Source organism: Umezawaea sp., from assembly GCF_057122925.1.
In genome coordinates this window covers 109174-126473 of the sequence record NZ_DBNGPQ010000081.1, presented here as the reverse complement: position 1 = coordinate 126473, position 17300 = coordinate 109174, and the positions used below count along the sequence as shown (strand labels likewise).

Genomic DNA, 17300 nt, shown 5'->3' with positions numbered 1-17300 from the left:
GTGGCCATCGACTTCCGCAAGGCCGCGAACCGCCCGCTCCAGGCGCTGGACGGCTTCGGCGACCAGCTCTGGTTCTACCTCCGCGCCCTCGCGTGGACGCCGCGCGTGCTGCGCCGCTACCTGCGCGAGACGCTCCGGCTGCTGGCCGAGGTCAGCTTCGGCAGCGGCGCGCTGGCCGTCATCGGCGGCACGATCGGCGTGATGATCGGCCTGTCGGTGTTCACCGGCACGGTCGTGGGCCTCCAGGGCTTCACCGCGCTCAACCAGATCGGCACGTCGGCGTTCGCCGGGTTCGTCAGCGCGTACTTCAACACCCGCGAGATCGCCCCGCTGGTCGCGGGCCTCGCCCTCTCGGCGACGGTCGGCTCCGGCTTCACGGCGCAGCTCGGCGCGATGCGGATCTCCGAGGAGATCGACGCGCTGGAGGTCATGGGCATCCCGTCGATGCCGTACCTGGTCACGACCCGGATCATCGCGGGCTTCGTCGCGATCATCCCGCTGTACGTGATCGGCCTGCTGACCAGCTACCTCGCCGCCAGGACGATCACCGTGCAGTTCTACGGCCAGTCCGCGGGCACGTACGACCACTACTTCACCCTGTTCCTGCCGCCGGTCGACGTCCTCTGGTCGTTCGGCAAGGTCCTGGTGTTCGCCGTGGTGATCATCATGACCCACTGCTACTACGGCTACCGCGCCAGCGGCGGCCCGGCGGGGGTCGGCGTGGCCGTCGGCCGCGCGGTGCGCACCGCCATCGTCACCACGAGCCTGCTCGACTTCTTCCTGAGCCTGGCGATCTGGGGCACCACGACGACGGTGAGGATCGCGGGCTGATGATCAGGCAACGGCTGCTCGGCGTCGTGTTCCTCACCGTCATCGTGGTGTTCCTCGCCCTCACGGTGGCGCTGTACGACAACGCGTTCACCAAGGTCGTGACCGTGACGCTGAAGACCGACCACGTCGGCAACCAGCTGCTCGCGGCGTCGGACGTGAAGGTGCGCGGCCTGATCGTCGGCGAGGTCCGCGAGATCCGCAGCACCGGCGACGGCGCCGAGCTGGAGCTGGCGCTGCAACCGGACAAGGTCGACCTCATCCCGAAGGACGTGTCCGCGCGGCTGCTGCCGAAGACGCTGTTCGGCGAGCGGTACGTGAGCCTGGTGCTGCCGAAGGACGGCGGCGGGGACCACCTCACCGAGGGCTCGGTCATCGAGCAGGACCGCTCCAGCAGCGCCATCGAGCTGGAGCAGGTGCTCAACGACCTGATGCCGGTGCTCCAGGCCGTGCAGCCGGAGAAGCTCGCGACCACGTTGACCGCGGTCTCGCAGGCGCTGGACAACCGAGGCGAGCCGCTCGGCCAGACCCTGGTGCAGCTCGACTCCTACCTCGGTGAGCTGAACCCGCAGCTGCCCGCGCTCAAGGAGGGCATCAGCAGGCTCGCCGACGTCAGCGACGTCTACTCCGACGCCGCGCCGGACCTCGTGCGGGCGCTCACCGACGCGACCACCACCAGCCGGACCATCGTCGAGCAGCGCGACAACCTGCTGGCGGTGTACGGCGACCTGACGACGACCTCGCGCGACCTGACCGGGTTCCTGGCGGTCAACAAGAACAACCTGATCCAGCTCGCGGGCACCAGCCGTCCGACGCTGGAGCTGCTGGCCAAGTACGCGCCCGAGTACCCGTGCCTGCTCAAGGGGCTCACGGAGTTCGCGCCGGTGATCAGCGAGGCGTTCGGCGCAGGCACGAACAAGCCCGGCCTGCACATCACCATGGAGATCACCGCGAACCGCGGCAAGTACCTGCCGAACCAGGACGAGCCGGTGTACGGCGACAAGCGCGGCCCGCGCTGCTACGACATCATCCCGCGCCCGGACCCGTTCCCGCAGTACCCGCCGGAGGGGCCGCTGGTCGACGGCTCGACGCCGCCACCGGCCGCCCGCAGCGCCAACGACGGCGTCCTGCCGCCCGCCACGGCAGCCAACGGGGGCACGACGAGCCCGTCGGCCGTGTCGGCGCAGAGCATCGCGAACTCGCCGGAGGAGCAGCGGATGCTCGCCGTCCTGCTCAGCGCCGAGGTCGGCGTGCGCAGCGACGAGATGCCCAGCTTCACCAGCCTGCTGCTCGGCCCGCTCTACCGCGGGACGGAGGTGACGGTGAGGTGAGAGGACTCGCGGCCCCGCTGATCAAGCTGATCGCCTTCGCCGTCGTGACGGTCCTGGCGACCACGCTGCTCGCGGTCACGATCGCCAACGTGAGCCTGACGAGCGCCACCGGCTACACCGCGCGCTTCACCGACGTGACCGCGCTGAACGAGGGCGACGACATCCGCATCGCGGGCGTCCGCGTCGGCCAGGTCGAGGACGTCCGCGTGGTCGACCGGCGGCTCGCCGAGGTCGAGTTCAGCATCGACGGCGACCGGGCGCTGCCCGCGTCGGCCACCGCGACGATCAAGTACCGCAACCTCGTCGGCCAGCGGTACATCGCGCTGGAGCAGGGCGTGGGCGACGTCGGCGCGGTGCTCCCCGAGGGCGGTGTGATCCCGCTGGAGCGCACCAGGCCCGCGCTCGACCTGACCGTCCTGTTCAACGGGTTCAAGCCGCTGTTCCAGGCGCTCAACCCCGAGGACGTCAACAAGCTGTCCTACGAGATCATCCAGGTCCTCCAGGGCGAGGGCGGCACGATCGACAGCCTGCTGCGGCACACCGCCTCGCTCACGTCGACGCTCGCGGGCAAGGACCAGGTCATCGGCGAGGTGATCGACAACCTCAACGGGGTGCTCGACACGGTGAACTCGCGCGGCGAGCAGCTCTCGACGCTCGTCACGACCGTGCAGCAGCTCGTGTCCGGCCTGGCGCAGGACCGCCAGCCGATCGGTGACGCGATCACCGCGCTCGGCGACCTCACGTCGACCACCGCCGGGCTCCTCGACCAGGCGCGGCAGCCGTTGAAGGACGACATCGCCGCGCTCGGCCTGGTGTCGAAGAACCTCGCCGACAACGAGGCCGTCGTCGAGGGCGCCATCCAGCGGCTGCCCAACAAGCTGGAGACGATCACCCGCACCGCGACCTACGGCTCGTGGTTCAACTTCTTCCTCTGCGAGGGCACCGGCCAGGTCGCCGTGCCACCGGTGATCCCGAACCCGATCCCGATCACCGCCCTGCCCGTGACCCAGCAGAGGTGCCGGCGATGAAACAACGGAACCCGATCACCGTCGGAGCCATCAGCCTCACGCTGATCGGACTGCTGCTCCTCGCCGCGTTCTACTCCGACGACCTGCCGATCATCGGCGGCGGCACCACGTACTCCGCCGAGTTCAGCGAGGCCGCGGGCCTGGTGTCCGGCAACGAGGTCCGGGTCGCGGGCGTGAAGGTCGGCAAGGTGACCGAGGTGGAGCTGGACGGCGGCGTCGTGCGGGTGTCGTTCAAGGTCAAGGACGCCTGGGTCGGCGACCGCACCACCGCGGCCATCCGGATCAAGACGCTGCTGGGCCAGAAGTTCGTGGCGCTGGACCCGCAGGGCACGCTGCCGATGGACCCCGGCCGACCGATCCCGAAGGACCGCACGCTCGCCCCGTACGACGTGCAGGAGGCGTTCAACGGCCTCGCCACCACGGTCGGGCAGATCGACACCAAGCAGCTCGCCGACAGCTTCGACGTGCTCTCCCAGACGTTCGAGGGCTCGTCGGACAGCGTCCGCGGCGCGCTGGACGGTCTGTCCGCGCTGTCGAAGACGATCTCCTCGCGCGACGAGCAGCTCGCGAAGCTCCTGGGGAACACCAGGGACATCACCAAGACGCTGGCCGACCGCAACGAGCAGTTCGAGAAGCTCCTGTCCGACGGCAACCTGCTGCTCGGGGAGCTGCGCAAGCGCAAGGACGCGATCTCGTTGCTGCTCAAGGGGACCCGTGACCTGTCGACCGAGCTGACCGGGCTCGTGGCGGACAACAACGCGCAGCTGCGGCCCGCGCTGGAGCAGTTGGAGCGGGTGACGACCATGTTGCAGCGCAACCAGGACAGCCTCGACAAGGGCATCGCGCTGATGGCCCCGTTCTACCGGGTGTTCGCGAACACCCTGGGCAACGGGCGCTGGTTCGACGTGTACATCTGCGGCCTGCTGCCCCCCTCGGTGAACCTCGGCGTGGTCGGGTTCAACGAAGAGGGCTGCCTGCCCCCCGGCGTGCAGAGGGGGAAGTAGTGGCGACCACGAAGGTGGGCCGCGACCTCGGCCGAGCGCTGGCGATGGCGTGCGTGCTGGCGCTGGTCGCCACGGCGGCGCTGTGGTGGATCTTCTCCGGCGTGAACGAGCGGAGGGTCACCGCGCTGTTCGGCGCCGCGGTGGGGCTCTACCCCGGCTCGGACGTGCGGGTGCTGGGCGTGAAGGTCGGCACCATCGAGGACGTCACGCCCGAGGGCAGGCTCGTGCGGGTCGTGATGACGCTCGACCGCGACGTGGAGGTGCCCGCCGACGCGCAGGCCGTCGTCGTCGCGCCGAGCGTGGTCAGCGACCGGTACGTGCAGCTCGCCCCGGCCTACACCTCCGGTCCGACGATGGGCGACGACGTGGTGATCCCGCGCGAGCGCACGGCGACCCCCGTGGAGCTGGACGAGCTGTACGCCAGCCTGGACGAGCTCACCACCGCGCTCGGCCCGAACGGCGCCAACCAGGACGGCGCCCTGTCGGACCTGCTCACCAGCGCCGCGAAGAACCTCGACGGCAACGGCCAGGCCCTCAACGACACCATCAAGAACCTCGGCGACGCGACCAGGACCCTCTCCGGCTCGAAGGAGGACCTGTTCGCCACCGTCGACAACCTGTCGAGCTTCACCGCCATGCTGGCGGCCAACGACAGCCAGGTCCGCGACTTCACCGCGCAGCTCGCCGAGGTCGCCGGGTTCCTCGCCGACGAGCGGGAGAACCTCGGTGCCGCGCTGACCGAGCTGGCGAACGCCCTCGGACAGGTGCAGGGGTTCATCAGGGACAACCGCGCGGTGCTGAAGTCCAACGTGGACAAGCTGGCGTCGATCACCGGTGTCCTGGTGAAGCAGCGCGCCGCGCTCGCCGAGACCCTCGACGTCGCCCCGCTCGCGCTCGGCAACCTCCAGAACTCCTACAACGCCGCGTCGGGGACCCTCGACACCAGGGCCGACATCAACGAGCTGAACCAGCCGCCGATCGTGCTCGTCTGCAAGCTGGTCCAGCAGGTCGAGCCCGGCAGCGTCCCGCTCGCGCTGTCGCAGGTGTGCTCACAGCTCGAACCCGTGCTGACCGGCGCGCTGCCGCTGCCCACGCCCGCCGAGGCGCTCGGCTCGCTCAGCCAGGGCAAGCTCCCGCTGCCGTTGCCGCTGGGGGGTGTTCCGCGGTGAGGCGACTGCTCGTGGTGCTCTCCTCGGCGGCCCTGCTCGCGGGCTGCGGCTCCGGCGGCTTCGACGGCGTCTACACGATGCCCCTGCCCGGTGGCGCCGACCTCGGTGACCGCCCGTACCGGGTGACCGTGCGGTTCAAGGACGTGCTCGACCTCGTGCCGCAGGCCGGCGTGAAGGTAAACGACGTCGCCGTCGGCAAGGTGGAGAAGATCGACCTCGCCCCGGACGGCTGGACCGCGCAGGTGACCGTGGCCGTGAACGGCGACGTGGTGCTGCCCGCCAACTCCGTGGCGAAGCTGCGCCAGTCCGCGCTGCTCGGCGAGAAGTTCATCGAGCTGGCGAAGCCCGCCGAGGGCGAGGAGGAGGGCAGGCTGTCCGACGGCGCCCTCATCCCGGTCGACCGCACCAACCGCAACCCCGAGGTCGAAGAGGTCTTCGGGGCCCTGTCGCTGCTGCTCAACGGCGGTGGCGTGGCTCAGCTCCAGGACATCGCCAAGGAGCTGAACGCCGCCACCGAGGGCAACGAGCCGGAGATCCGGTCGCTGCTGAACAACGTGAACACGCTGGTCACCGAGCTGGACGGGCACAAGACCGAGATCACCAGGGCGCTGGACGGCGTGAACAGGCTCGGCGGCACGCTCAACGCCCAGCGCGACCAGATCGGGGGGGTGCTCGACACCCTCGAACCCGGCCTGAAGGTGCTCGCCGAGCAGCGCACCCAGCTCGTCACGCTGCTCCAGGCGCTCGACGAGCTGTCCGGCGTCGCCGTCGACACGGTCGACAGGAGCAAGGCCGACCTGGTCGCCGACCTGAAGGCGCTGACGCCGACGCTCCAGAAGCTCGCCGAGGCGGGCACCAACCTGCCGAACGCGTTCCAGCTGCTCCTCACCTACCCGTTCCCGGACGCGGCGGTCGACGGCATCAAGGGCGACTACACCAACCTGTACGCGAACATCGACCTCGACCTCGGCAACATCGTCGACAACCTGGGCTCCTCGCGCCAGGGACTGGTGCCGGGCGTCCCCGGCCTCGACGGCAAGCCGCTCCCGTCGCTGCCCCTGCCGCTGCCCAACCTCCCGGTGCCCGGCCTCGGCACCGGGACCGGCCTCGGCGACCTGCTCGGCGGACTGCTGGGAGGCGGCCGGTGATCCCCCGCAAGATCAAGCTCCAGATCGGCGCGTTCCTGGTGATCGCGCTGGTCGGCGTCAGCTTCGTCGGCGCGGAGTACGTCGGGCTCGGACGGCTCGTCGGCTCGTCCGGCTACGTCGTGACCATGAGGCTGGCCGACTCCGGCGGCATCTTCACCAACGCCGAGGTCACCTACCGCGGCGTCACGATCGGCAGGGTCGGCGCGCTGCGCCTGGCCGCGGACGGCATCGAGGTCGACCTGGACATCGACCCGGACGCGCCGCGCGTGCCCGCGGATCTCAACGCCGTGGTGGCGAACCGGTCGGCGGTCGGCGAGCAGTTCGTCGACCTGCGCCCGAAGGGCGACGACGGGCCGTACCTGGAGGCGGGCTCGGTCATCCCGCGCAGCGCCACCAGGACGCCGCCGCCGGTCGACGACCTCCTCGCGAACCTCGACGCGTTCGCCAAGTCCGTGCCGACCGACGCGCTGCGCACCGTCGTGGACGAGCTGGACGTCGCGTTCAACGGCACCGGCCCCGACCTGCAAGCCCTGCTGGACAGCACCCGCTCGTTCACCCAGACCGCGACCGAGCACCTGCCCCGGACGAAGGCCCTGCTCTCCGACGGCGTGACCGTGCTGACCACGCAGGCCCAGCAGGGGAGCGCGATCAGGTCGTTCAGCGGGGACCTGCGGCTGCTCGCCGAGCAGCTCAAGAACTCCGACGGCGACCTGCGGAACCTGATCGCCGTGAGCCCGCAGGCCGCCGCCCAGGTGTCCGGGCTGCTGCGCGAGAGCGGGTCCAACCTCGGGGTCGTGTTCGCGAACCTGCTGACCACGTCGAACATCCTGGTCAGCAGGCTGGACGGCCTGGAGCAGATCGCCGTGACCTACCCGATCGTCGTCGCGGGCGGGTTCACCGTCGCGCCCGGCGACGGCACCGCCCACTTCGGTCTCGCGCTCAACGTGTTCGACCCCGCCCCCTGCACGGTCGGGTACGAGGGCACGCCGATCAGGCAGGGCACCGACCTCACGCCCGTCGCGCTGAACACCCAGGCCTACTGCGCGCTGGCGCGGGGGAGCGCCACCACCGTGCGCGGAGCCCAGAACGCGCCCTACGGTGGGCAGCCGACCACACCCAGGGGCGCCGAGACCACCCAACCGGGGCAGGAGCGGGCCGGGACCGGGACCGCCGACGCCCCACCACCCGTGCTGACCAGCCTCGGCCAGCTGCTCGGACTGCCGGGCCAGGAGGACTCATGACCACCGGAATCCGCCGCTGGGCGCTGCCGCTGAGCGCCGTGCTCGTGGTGCTCGCCGTCGGGTACGCGGCCTGGGCCGGGGTGTCCTGGTGGAGCGGGGCGACCGGCGACGGCGTCCAGTACTCGCGCGAGCGCGACGAGGTGCTGCGCGTCGGCCAGGTCGGCATCGCGAACTTCACCACCCTCGACTACCGCAAGGTCGACGAGGACCTGGCGCGCTGGGTGGACTCCTCCACCGGTGACCTGCGCGAGGAGATCGAGACCGGCAGGGACGCCCGCAAGAAGCAGATCGAGGACGCGAAGACGGTCACCACCAGCCGGGTGCTCGACGCTGCGGTCACCGAACTCGACGACCGCGCGGGTCAGGCGCACGTCATCGCGGTCGTCGAGACGACCGTGACACCGGAGAGCGGCCAGGCGGTCAAGAAGGTCAACCGCTACCAGACCGACCTGAGCCGCACGGACGCCGGATGGAAGCTCAGCGCGCTCGGCCCCGTCGCGGCCGGCGGCGCCTGATCAGATTGGACTCCCCAGTGCCCCCGCCGCCCCGCCGCCGCCCGGTCCCGTCGACGCCCGCCTACCGCCCGAAGGTCGCGGGCCTGCACAGGCGGCCGGGCCCGACCCCGCCGCCCGCCGAGTCCACCGAGCCCGTTGACGCCGTCGAGGTGCCCGAGGTCGACGACGCCGCCGCCGACCCGCGGGTCGAGACCCCGGCCGAGTCCACCGAGCCCGAGTCCGACACGGTGGAGCCGGAGCCGGAGACCGCCGAGCCCGCGTCCGAGTCCGCCGAGACGCCGACCGAGACCGCCGAACCCGAGGTCAAGCCCGTCGGCCGGGGCCAGCGGACGTCGACCCGGACCTCCTCGCCGACGCCGGGGGAGCCGGAGGCGGACGACGACGTCGACACCGGCGACAGCGGGAGGACGCGTTCCCCGCTGCTGCTCCCGCTGGTCCTGGTGCTGGTCGCCGCGGTCCTCGCCTGCCTTGGCCTCTGGTTCCAGACCCGGAGCCGCGACGTCCGGTTCAACCAGGCCCTGGTCGACACCGGCGGCACCACCGAGGTCAGCGGCCAGGCCCGCGAGGCGGTGGAGAAGGCCTTCTCCTACAACTTCGCCGACGTGGCGGCCACCGAGCAGGCGGCGAACGAGCTGCTGGTCGGCAAGGCCAAGTGCCAGTACAACGCGATCTTCGGACCGGTGCGCACCCTCGCCCCCGAGCAGAAGCTCGTGGTCACGGTCAGGGTCGTGAGCAGCGGCGTCACGTCCCTCGAAGGCGACCGCGCCACCGTCCTGCTGTTCATCGACCAGGTCACCACTCGCACGACCGACAACCAGACCGGCGGGGGCATCGCGATGATGCGCGTCGGCGCCCAGCGCTCCGACGGCCGCTGGAGGGTCGACAACATGGAGATGTTCGGGCAGACAGGCGACCAGTCGGCCGAGATGGCGAAGTGCGCGAACGCGGGGTAGCCGACCGGGCCGGGACCGGCCTGCGGCGCCGTTCACACCGCCCGACGGGACGTTGAAGATCCACTTCAAGCCCCTAAACGCGTGACGCCGGACACAGTATTGGGCTCATTATTGTCCGCGGTGTACACGGTTCAGTGGAGCCGCCGTGGAGCAGGTTGTCGATCACCGACGCTGGTCTGCTCGTGTTTTCGCTGGTCAAAGACGTTACTTCCGGTAAACATGGCTTGCGCCACCGGAGTGATCGAGGCGTGGCATCTTGACTGTGGGCGCAGGCAGGGTCACTCTGTTTCCGAACACGAGAAAGGTCCTTCCAGGTGCCTCTCGACAGTCGCCGTGTGTGTGGCTAGACTGCTTCTTTGCGCTGCCCTCATCCCGTTTTGCCCCCTTGTTGGGCCCCTCCTCGCCGGGAGGAAGCCTGCCGAGAACGGATGCGCACGGCGGCGCCGCACCCTTGACAGCCGTGCTAGTCCGCTGCTAGCCAGCTAATTAGTCCCTGGAAGGACGCATCTTGGCGATCTCTCGCGCGACCAAGGCCACTGCTGCGACCAACTCCACGTCGGGGATCCCTGGAGCGCCCAAGCGGGTCTCATTTGCGAAGATCCACGAACCGCTCAAGACGCCCAACCTGCTTGACCTGCAGATTCAGTCCTTCGAATGGCTCACCGGCGATGAGGCGTGGTTCCAGCGCCGCATCGACGCCGGTGACGAGGCGCCGACGGGCGGCCTCGAAGAGGTCCTCAACGAGATCTCGCCGATCGAAGACTTCTCGGGATCGATGTCCCTCTCCTTCTCCGACCCGCGCTTCGACGAGGTCAAGGCCTCGACCGAGGAGTGCAAGGACAAGGACATGACGTACGCCGCCCCGTTGTTCGTCACGGCGGAGTTCACCAACCACACCACTGGCGAGATCAAGAGCCAGACGGTGTTCATGGGTGACTTCCCGATGATGACCGACAAGGGCACGTTCATCATCAACGGCACCGAGCGGGTCGTGGTTTCCCAGCTCGTCCGATCGCCCGGCGTCTACTTCGACACGAACGTCGACAAGACGACGGACAAGGACGTCTTCAGCGTCAAGATCATCCCCTCGCGGGGTGCTTGGCTGGAGTTCGACGTAGACAAGCGCGACACCGTCGGTGTGCGCATCGACCGCAAGCGCCGCCAGCCGGTCACCGTGCTGCTGAAGGCGCTGGGCTGGTCCACCGAGCAGATCCGTGAGCGCTTCTCGTTCAGCGAGACCCTCCTCACGACGCTCGAGAAGGACCACACCGCCGGCACCGACGAGGCACTGCTCGACATCTACCGGAAGCTGCGCCCCGGCGAGCCCCCCACCAAGGAGAGCGCGCAGGCCCTTCTGGAGAACCTGTTCTTCAAGGAGAAGCGCTACGACCTCGCCAAGGTCGGTCGGTACAAGGTCAACAAGAAGCTGGGCCTGGCCAGCCCGATCAGCACCGGTGTGCTCACCGAGGACGACGTCGTCACGACGATCGAGTACCTCGTGCGCCTGCACGCGGGCGAGACGACCATGCAGCCCGGCGAGACCGAGGTGCCCGTCGAGGTCGACGACATCGACCACTTCGGCAACCGTCGCCTGCGCACGGTCGGCGAGCTGATCCAGAACCAGATCCGCGTGGGCCTGTCCCGCATGGAGCGCGTGGTCCGCGAGCGGATGACGACCCAGGACGTCGAGGCGATCACGCCCCAGACCCTGATCAACATCCGTCCCGTCGTGGCCGCGATCAAGGAGTTCTTCGGAACCTCCCAGCTGTCGCAGTTCATGGACCAGACCAACCCGCTCGCGGGCCTGACCCACAAGCGCCGCCTCTCGGCGCTGGGTCCGGGTGGTCTGTCCCGTGAGCGCGCGGGCATGGAGGTCCGGGACGTCCACCCGTCGCACTACGGCCGCATGTGCCCGATCGAGACGCCGGAAGGCCCGAACATCGGCCTGATCGGCTCGCTGTCCTCCTACGGGCGGGTCAACCCGTTCGGCTTCATCGAGACGCCGTACCGCAAGGTCGTCGACGGTCGGGTCACCGACCAGATCGACTACCTGACGGCCGATGAAGAGGACCGCTACGTCAAGGCGCAGGCGAACGCCCAGATCGACCTCGACGGCAACTTCATCGAGGAGCGCGTCCTCGTCCGCAAGAAGGGCGGCGAGGTCGAGCTGATCCTGCCCGAGGACGTCGACTACATGGACGTCTCGCCGCGGCAGATGGTGTCCGCCGCGACGGCCATGATCCCGTTCCTGGAGCACGACGACGCGAACCGCGCCCTGATGGGCGCCAACATGCAGCGCCAGGCCGTTCCGCTGCTCCGCAGCGAGGCGCCGCTGGTCGGCACCGGCATGGAGCTGCGCGCCGCGGTCGACGCGGGCGAGGTCGTCGTCGCCAAGAAGACCGGTGTCGTCGAGGAGATCTCCGCCGACTACGTCACGGTGATGGCCGACGACGGTTCCCGCCAGACCTACGGGATGCACAAGTTCCGCCGGTCGAACCAGGGCACCTGCATCAACCAGAAGCCGATCGTCCACGAGGGTGACCGCGTGGAGCAGGGCCAGGTCCTCGCGGACGGCCCCTGCACCGAGAACGGCGAGATGGCCCTCGGCAAGAACCTGCTCGTGGCGATCATGCCGTGGGAAGGCCACAACTACGAGGACGCGATCATCCTGTCGCAGCGCCTCGTGCAGGACGACGTGCTCACCTCGATCCACATCGAAGAGCACGAGATCGACGCCCGCGACACCAAGCTCGGTGCCGAGGAGATCACCCGGGACATCCCGAACGTCTCCGAGGAGGTCCTCGCGGACCTCGACGAGCGCGGCATCATCCGCATCGGCGCCGAGGTCCAGCCCGGCGACATCCTGGTCGGCAAGGTCACGCCCAAGGGCGAGACCGAGCTGACCCCGGAGGAGCGCCTGCTCCGCGCGATCTTCGGCGAGAAGGCGCGCGAGGTGCGCGACACGTCGCTGAAGGTGCCGCACGGCGAGTACGGCAAGGTCATCGGCATCCGCGTGTTCAGCCGCGAGGACGACGACGAGCTGCCCCCCGGCGTGAACGAGCTGGTCCGGGTCTACGTCGCCCAGAAGCGCAAGATCCAGGACGGCGACAAGCTCGCCGGCCGCCACGGCAACAAGGGCGTCATCGGCAAGATCCTCCCCGCGGAGGACATGCCGTTCCTGGAGGACGGCACGCCGGTCGACATCGTCCTGAACACCCACGGTGTGCCCCGTCGTATGAACATCGGCCAGGTGCTGGAGACCCACCTCGGGTGGATCGCCAAGCAGGGCTGGAGCATCGACGGCGAGGCCGACTGGGCGAAGAACCTGCCCGAGGACCTCTACCACGTGGAGCCGAACACGAACACGGCCACGCCGGTGTTCGACGGCGCGCAGGAAGAGGAGATCACCGGGCTGCTCGGCTCGACCATCCCGAACCGCGACGGCGAGCGGATGGTCAAGCAGAACGGCAAGGCGCAGCTCTTCGACGGTCGCTCCGGCGAGCCGTACCCGCACCCCGTGTCGGTCGGCTACATGTACATCCTGAAGCTGCTGCACCTCGTGGACGACAAGATCCACGCGCGTTCCACCGGCCCGTACTCGATGATCACGCAGCAGCCGCTGGGTGGTAAGGCGCAGTTCGGTGGCCAGCGCTTCGGTGAGATGGAGTGCTGGGCGATGCAGGCGTACGGCGCCGCATACACCCTGCAGGAACTTCTCACGATCAAGTCCGACGACGTGCTCGGCCGCGTGAAGGTCTACGAGGCCATCGTCAAGGGCGAGAACATCCCGGAGCCGGGTATCCCGGAATCCTTCAAGGTGCTGCTCAAGGAGCTGCAGTCGTTGTGCCTCAACGTCGAGGTGCTGTCTTCGGACGGCGCCGCGATCGAGATGCGCGATGGCGACGACGAGGACCTGGAGAGGGCTGCCGCGAACCTCGGCATCAACCTCTCGCGGTCGGAGTCGCCGTCAGTCGACGACGTCGTCAACTGACCTCGCTGGTCACGGGTGGGAGCACGCCTCCCGCGCGCTCCCACCCGTGACCGACTTCCACAGCAGCCCGCGCGCCAGCACAACAACCGAAGGGGAGAAGAGAAGACGTGCTCGACGTCAACTTCTTCGATGAGCTCCGCATCGGTCTCGCGTCCGCCGATGACATTCGCCAGTGGTCGTTCGGCGAGGTCAAGAAGCCCGAGACCATCAACTACCGCACGCTCAAGCCCGAGAAGGACGGCTTGTTCTGCGAGAAGATCTTCGGTCCCACCAGGGACTGGGAGTGCTACTGCGGCAAGTACAAGCGCGTGCGCTTCAAGGGCATCATCTGCGAGCGCTGCGGCGTCGAGGTCACTCGCGCCAAGGTGCGCCGCGAGCGGATGGGCCACATCGAACTGGCCGCTCCGGTCACGCACATCTGGTACTTCAAGGGCGTCCCCAGCCGGTTGGGCTACCTGCTCGACCTGGCTCCCAAGGACCTCGAGAAGATCATCTACTTCGCCGCCTACGTGATCGTGGGCGTCAACACCGAGCTGCGCCACAACGACCTGTCCACGTTGGACAGCGAGATGCAGGTCGAGCGCAAGCGCGTCGAGAACAAGCGCGACGCCGACGTGGAAGGCCGCGCGCAGAAGCTCGAGGCCGACCTCGCCGAGCTGGAGGCCGAGGGCGCCAAGTCCGACGTCCGCCGCAAGGTCAAGGAGGGCGGCGAACGTGAGATGCGCCAGCTCCGCGACCGCGCCCAGCGCGAGCTGGACCGGCTGGACGAGATCTGGTCCACGTTCACCAAGCTCGAGCGCGCCCAGCTGATCGCGGACGAGATGCTGTACCGCGAGCTGTACGACCGCTACGGCGACTACTTCACCGGTGCCATGGGCGCGGAGGCGATCCAGCGACTGCTGGGCGACTACGACGTCGACGCCGAGGCCGACGTGCTGCGCGAGACCATCCGCAGCGGCAAGGGCCAGAAGAAGCTGCGTGCGCTCAAGCGGCTCAAGGTCGTGGCCGCCTTCCAGGCGACCCGCAACAACCCGCAGGGCATGGTCCTCGACTGCGTCCCGGTCATCCCGCCGGACCTGCGCCCCATGGTGCAGCTCGACGGTGGCCGCTTCGCCACGTCGGACCTGAACGACCTGTACCGCCGCGTGATCAACCGGAACAACCGCCTCAAGAGGCTGATCGACCTCGGCGCGCCCGAGATCATCGTCAACAACGAGAAGCGGATGCTCCAGGAGGCCGTCGACGCGCTGTTCGACAACGGCCGCCGCGGCCGCCCGGTGACCGGGCCGGGCAACCGCCCGCTCAAGTCGCTGTCCGACCTGCTGAAGGGCAAGCAGGGCCGGTTCCGCCAGAACCTGCTCGGCAAGCGCGTCGACTACTCCGGCCGTTCGGTCATCGTGGTCGGCCCGCAGCTCAAGCTGCACCAGTGCGGTCTGCCCAAGCAGATGGCGCTGGAGCTGTTCAAGCCGTTCGTGATGAAGCGGCTGGTCGACCTCAACCACGCGCAGAACATCAAGTCCGCCAAGCGGATGGTCGAGCGTGCGCGCCCGGCCGTGTGGGACGTGCTGGAAGAGGTCATCACCGAGCACCCCGTGCTGCTGAACCGCGCGCCCACGCTGCACCGCCTGGGCATCCAGGCCTTCGAGCCCCAGCTGGTCGAGGGCAAGGCCATCCAGCTGCACCCGCTCGTGTGCGAGGCGTTCAACGCCGACTTCGACGGTGACCAGATGGCGGTCCACCTGCCGCTGTCCGCCGAGGCGCAGGCCGAGGCGCGCGTGCTGATGCTGTCGTCGAACAACATCCTGTCGCCCGCGTCCGGCAAGCCCCTGGCGATGCCGCGACTCGACATGGTGACCGGTCTCTACCACCTCACCCGGCACAAGGAGGGCGACCTCGGCGAAGGCCACGCCTACTCCTCCCCGGCCGAGGCGCTGATGGCGTTCGACCGCAAGGTCCTGGGCCTGCAGGCGATGGTGAAGATCCGCGTCACGGACAAGAACCCGCCGAAGAACGAGACGCCCGAGGGCTGGGAGCCCGGTCAGCCGTGGCTGGCCACGACCACCCTGGGTCGCGTCCTGTTCAACGAGGTCCTGCCGCAGGACTACGCGTTCATCAACGAGGTCATGCCGAAGAAGCGGCAGGCCACGATCATCAACGACCTGGCCGAGCGGTACCCGATGGTCACCGTCGCCCGGACGCTGGACAAGCTGAAGGACGCCGGCTTCTACTGGGCCACCCGGTCCGGCGTCACCGTCGCCATCTCGGACGTCCTCGTGCCCGCTGCCAAGCAGGGCATCCTCGAGGAGCACGAGAAGCTCGCGGAAGCGGTCGAGAAGCGCTACCAGCGCGGTCAGCTCTCCTACGTGGAGCGCAACAACGAGCTGGTCAAGGTGTGGACCAAGGCGACTGAAGAGGTCGCCGAGGTCATGGAGGCCAACTTCCCGGACGACAACCCGATCCGCATGATCGTGAAGTCGGGCGCGGCGGGCAACATGACCCAGGTCCGGTCGCTGGCCGGTATGCGTGGTCTGGTGACGAACCCGAAGGGCGAGTACATCCCGCGTCCGATCAAGGCCTCGTTCCGCGAGGGCCTGTCGGTGCTGGAGTACTTCATCGCCACGCACGGTGCCCGCAAGGGTCTGGCCGACACCGCGCTGCGCACCGCCGACTCGGGTTACCTGACCCGTCGTCTGGTGGACGTGTCGCAGGACGTCATCATCCGCGAGGTCGACTGCGGCACCACCCGCGGCGTGACCCTGCCGGTCGGTGAGAAGGTCGGCGACAAGGTCGTCATGCACGAGTTCGCGCAGACGAGCGTGTACGCCCGCACCATCGCGGACGACCTGAACGACCACAACGGCAACCTGCTCCTCAACCGCGGCGACGACCTGGGCGACCCCGCCCTGGCGAAGCTGGTCGAGGCGGGCATCCTCAAGGTGAAGGTCCGCTCGGTCCTGACCTGCGAGACCCCGGTCGGTGTGTGCGCGAGCTGCTACGGCCGCTCGATGGCGACGGGCCAGCTCGTCGACGTCGGCGAGGCCGTCGGCATCGTCGCCGCGCAGTCGATCGGTGAGCCCGGCACGCAGCTGACGATGCGCACGTTCCACCAGGGTGGTGTCGCCGGTGACGACATCACGACCGGTCTGCCCCGTGTGCAGGAGCTGTTCGAGGCTCGTGTGCCCAAGGGCAAGGCGCCCATCGCGGACGTCGACGGCCGGGTTCGCCTGGAGGACGGCGACCGCTTCTGGAAGATCACCCTCATCCCGGACGACGGGTCCGAGGAGATCGTCTTCGAGAAGCTGTCGAAGCGCCAGCGGCTCGCCAACACGCCCACCGGCCCGCTCGCGGACGGCGACCACGTCACCGTCGGCCAGCAGCTGCTGGAGGGCACGCCCGACCCGCACGAGGTCCTTCGTGTCATGGGTCCGCGCGAGGCCCAGCTCCACCTCGTGGACGAGGTGCAGAAGGTGTACCGCGCGCAGGGTGTGGCGATCCACGACAAGCACATCGAGGTGATCGTCCGGCAGATGCTCCGCCGGGTCACGATCATCGACTCGGGTGCCGCGGAGTTCCTCCCCGGCTCCCTGGTCGAGCGCGCCGACTTCGAGGCGGGCAACCGCAAGGTCGTCGCCGAGGGCGGCGAGCCCGCGGCAGGCCGTCCGGTGCTGATGGGCATCACGAAGGCGTCGCTCGCGACGGACTCGTGGCTGTCCGCGGCCTCCTTCCAGGAGACCACCCGAGTCCTGACCGACGCGGCCATCAACGGCCGTTCGGACAAGCTCATCGGTCTGAAGGAGAACGTGATCATCGGTAAGTTGATCCCGGCTGGTACGGGCATCAACAGGTACCGCAACATCCAGGTCCAGCCGACCGAGGAAGCACGGGCCGCGGCCTACGCGATCCCCTCGTACGACGACGGGTACTACACCCCCGACGTCTTCGGCACGGGCACTGGCGCGGCGGTGCCGCTGGACGACTACGACTTCGGTCGCGACTACCGCTAGTCGATTCGTGTGGAAGGCCCCGTGGACCCCGGTCCGCGGGGCCTTCCCGCGTTCTGCCGCCGATCTTCGGTTCTGTGAGAATCAGGGC

The 17300-nt window shown here is 69.0% G+C and carries 11 protein-coding genes; all 11 read left to right on the top strand.

Annotated features, from left to right (window positions below; translation table 11 throughout):
• The gene (locus AC156L_RS18560) at positions 1-831 is read left to right on the top strand and encodes an MlaE family ABC transporter permease (RefSeq protein ID WP_484407082.1); all 831 of its coding nucleotides are present in this window, start codon (positions 1-3) and stop codon (positions 829-831) included.
• A complete protein-coding gene (locus AC156L_RS18555; RefSeq protein WP_484407081.1) occupies positions 831-2159 on the top strand; it encodes an MCE family protein in 1329 nt (442 codons plus the stop codon). Before AC156L_RS18560 ends, AC156L_RS18555 begins: the two co-directional genes overlap by 1 nt.
• Positions 2156-3187 carry an MCE family protein gene (locus tag AC156L_RS18550; protein WP_484407080.1) on the top strand — a complete coding sequence of 344 codons (1032 nt, stop codon included), beginning with the start codon at positions 2156-2158 and terminating at the stop codon, positions 3185-3187. Before AC156L_RS18555 ends, AC156L_RS18550 begins: the two co-directional genes overlap by 4 nt.
• Positions 3175-4191: an MCE family protein gene (locus AC156L_RS18545; protein ID WP_484407079.1), complete on the top strand. Its 1017-nt coding sequence runs from the start codon at positions 3175-3177 to the stop codon at positions 4189-4191. Before AC156L_RS18550 ends, AC156L_RS18545 begins: the two co-directional genes overlap by 13 nt.
• Positions 4191-5360 (top strand): MCE family protein, encoded by a 1170-nt coding sequence (locus AC156L_RS18540; RefSeq protein ID WP_484407077.1) that lies wholly within the window; start codon positions 4191-4193, stop codon positions 5358-5360. The genes AC156L_RS18545 and AC156L_RS18540 overlap by 1 nt, the downstream gene beginning before the upstream one ends.
• Complete coding sequence (locus tag AC156L_RS18535) at positions 5357-6508, top strand: MCE family protein (protein WP_484407076.1); 1152 nt, start codon at positions 5357-5359, stop codon at positions 6506-6508. Before AC156L_RS18540 ends, AC156L_RS18535 begins: the two co-directional genes overlap by 4 nt.
• Positions 6505-7749: an MCE family protein gene (locus tag AC156L_RS18530; protein WP_484407075.1), complete on the top strand. Its 1245-nt coding sequence runs from the start codon at positions 6505-6507 to the stop codon at positions 7747-7749. Before AC156L_RS18535 ends, AC156L_RS18530 begins: the two co-directional genes overlap by 4 nt.
• On the top strand, positions 7746-8264 hold the full coding sequence (locus AC156L_RS18525) for a nuclear transport factor 2 family protein (protein WP_484407074.1): 519 nt from the start codon (positions 7746-7748) through the stop codon (positions 8262-8264). Before AC156L_RS18530 ends, AC156L_RS18525 begins: the two co-directional genes overlap by 4 nt.
• A 17-nt stretch (positions 8265-8281) precedes the next feature.
• The gene (locus tag AC156L_RS18520; protein WP_484407073.1) at positions 8282-9217 is read left to right on the top strand and encodes a hypothetical protein; all 936 of its coding nucleotides are present in this window, start codon (positions 8282-8284) and stop codon (positions 9215-9217) included.
• 508 nt (positions 9218-9725) lie between these two features.
• On the top strand, positions 9726-13208 hold the full coding sequence (gene rpoB / locus AC156L_RS18515) for a DNA-directed RNA polymerase subunit beta (RefSeq protein WP_259627835.1): 3483 nt from the start codon (positions 9726-9728) through the stop codon (positions 13206-13208).
• Between the two features lie 107 nt (positions 13209-13315).
• Positions 13316-17212 carry a DNA-directed RNA polymerase subunit beta' gene (locus tag AC156L_RS18510; protein WP_484407071.1) on the top strand — a complete coding sequence of 1299 codons (3897 nt, stop codon included), beginning with the start codon at positions 13316-13318 and terminating at the stop codon, positions 17210-17212.
• Positions 17213-17300: the final 88 nt, after the last annotated feature.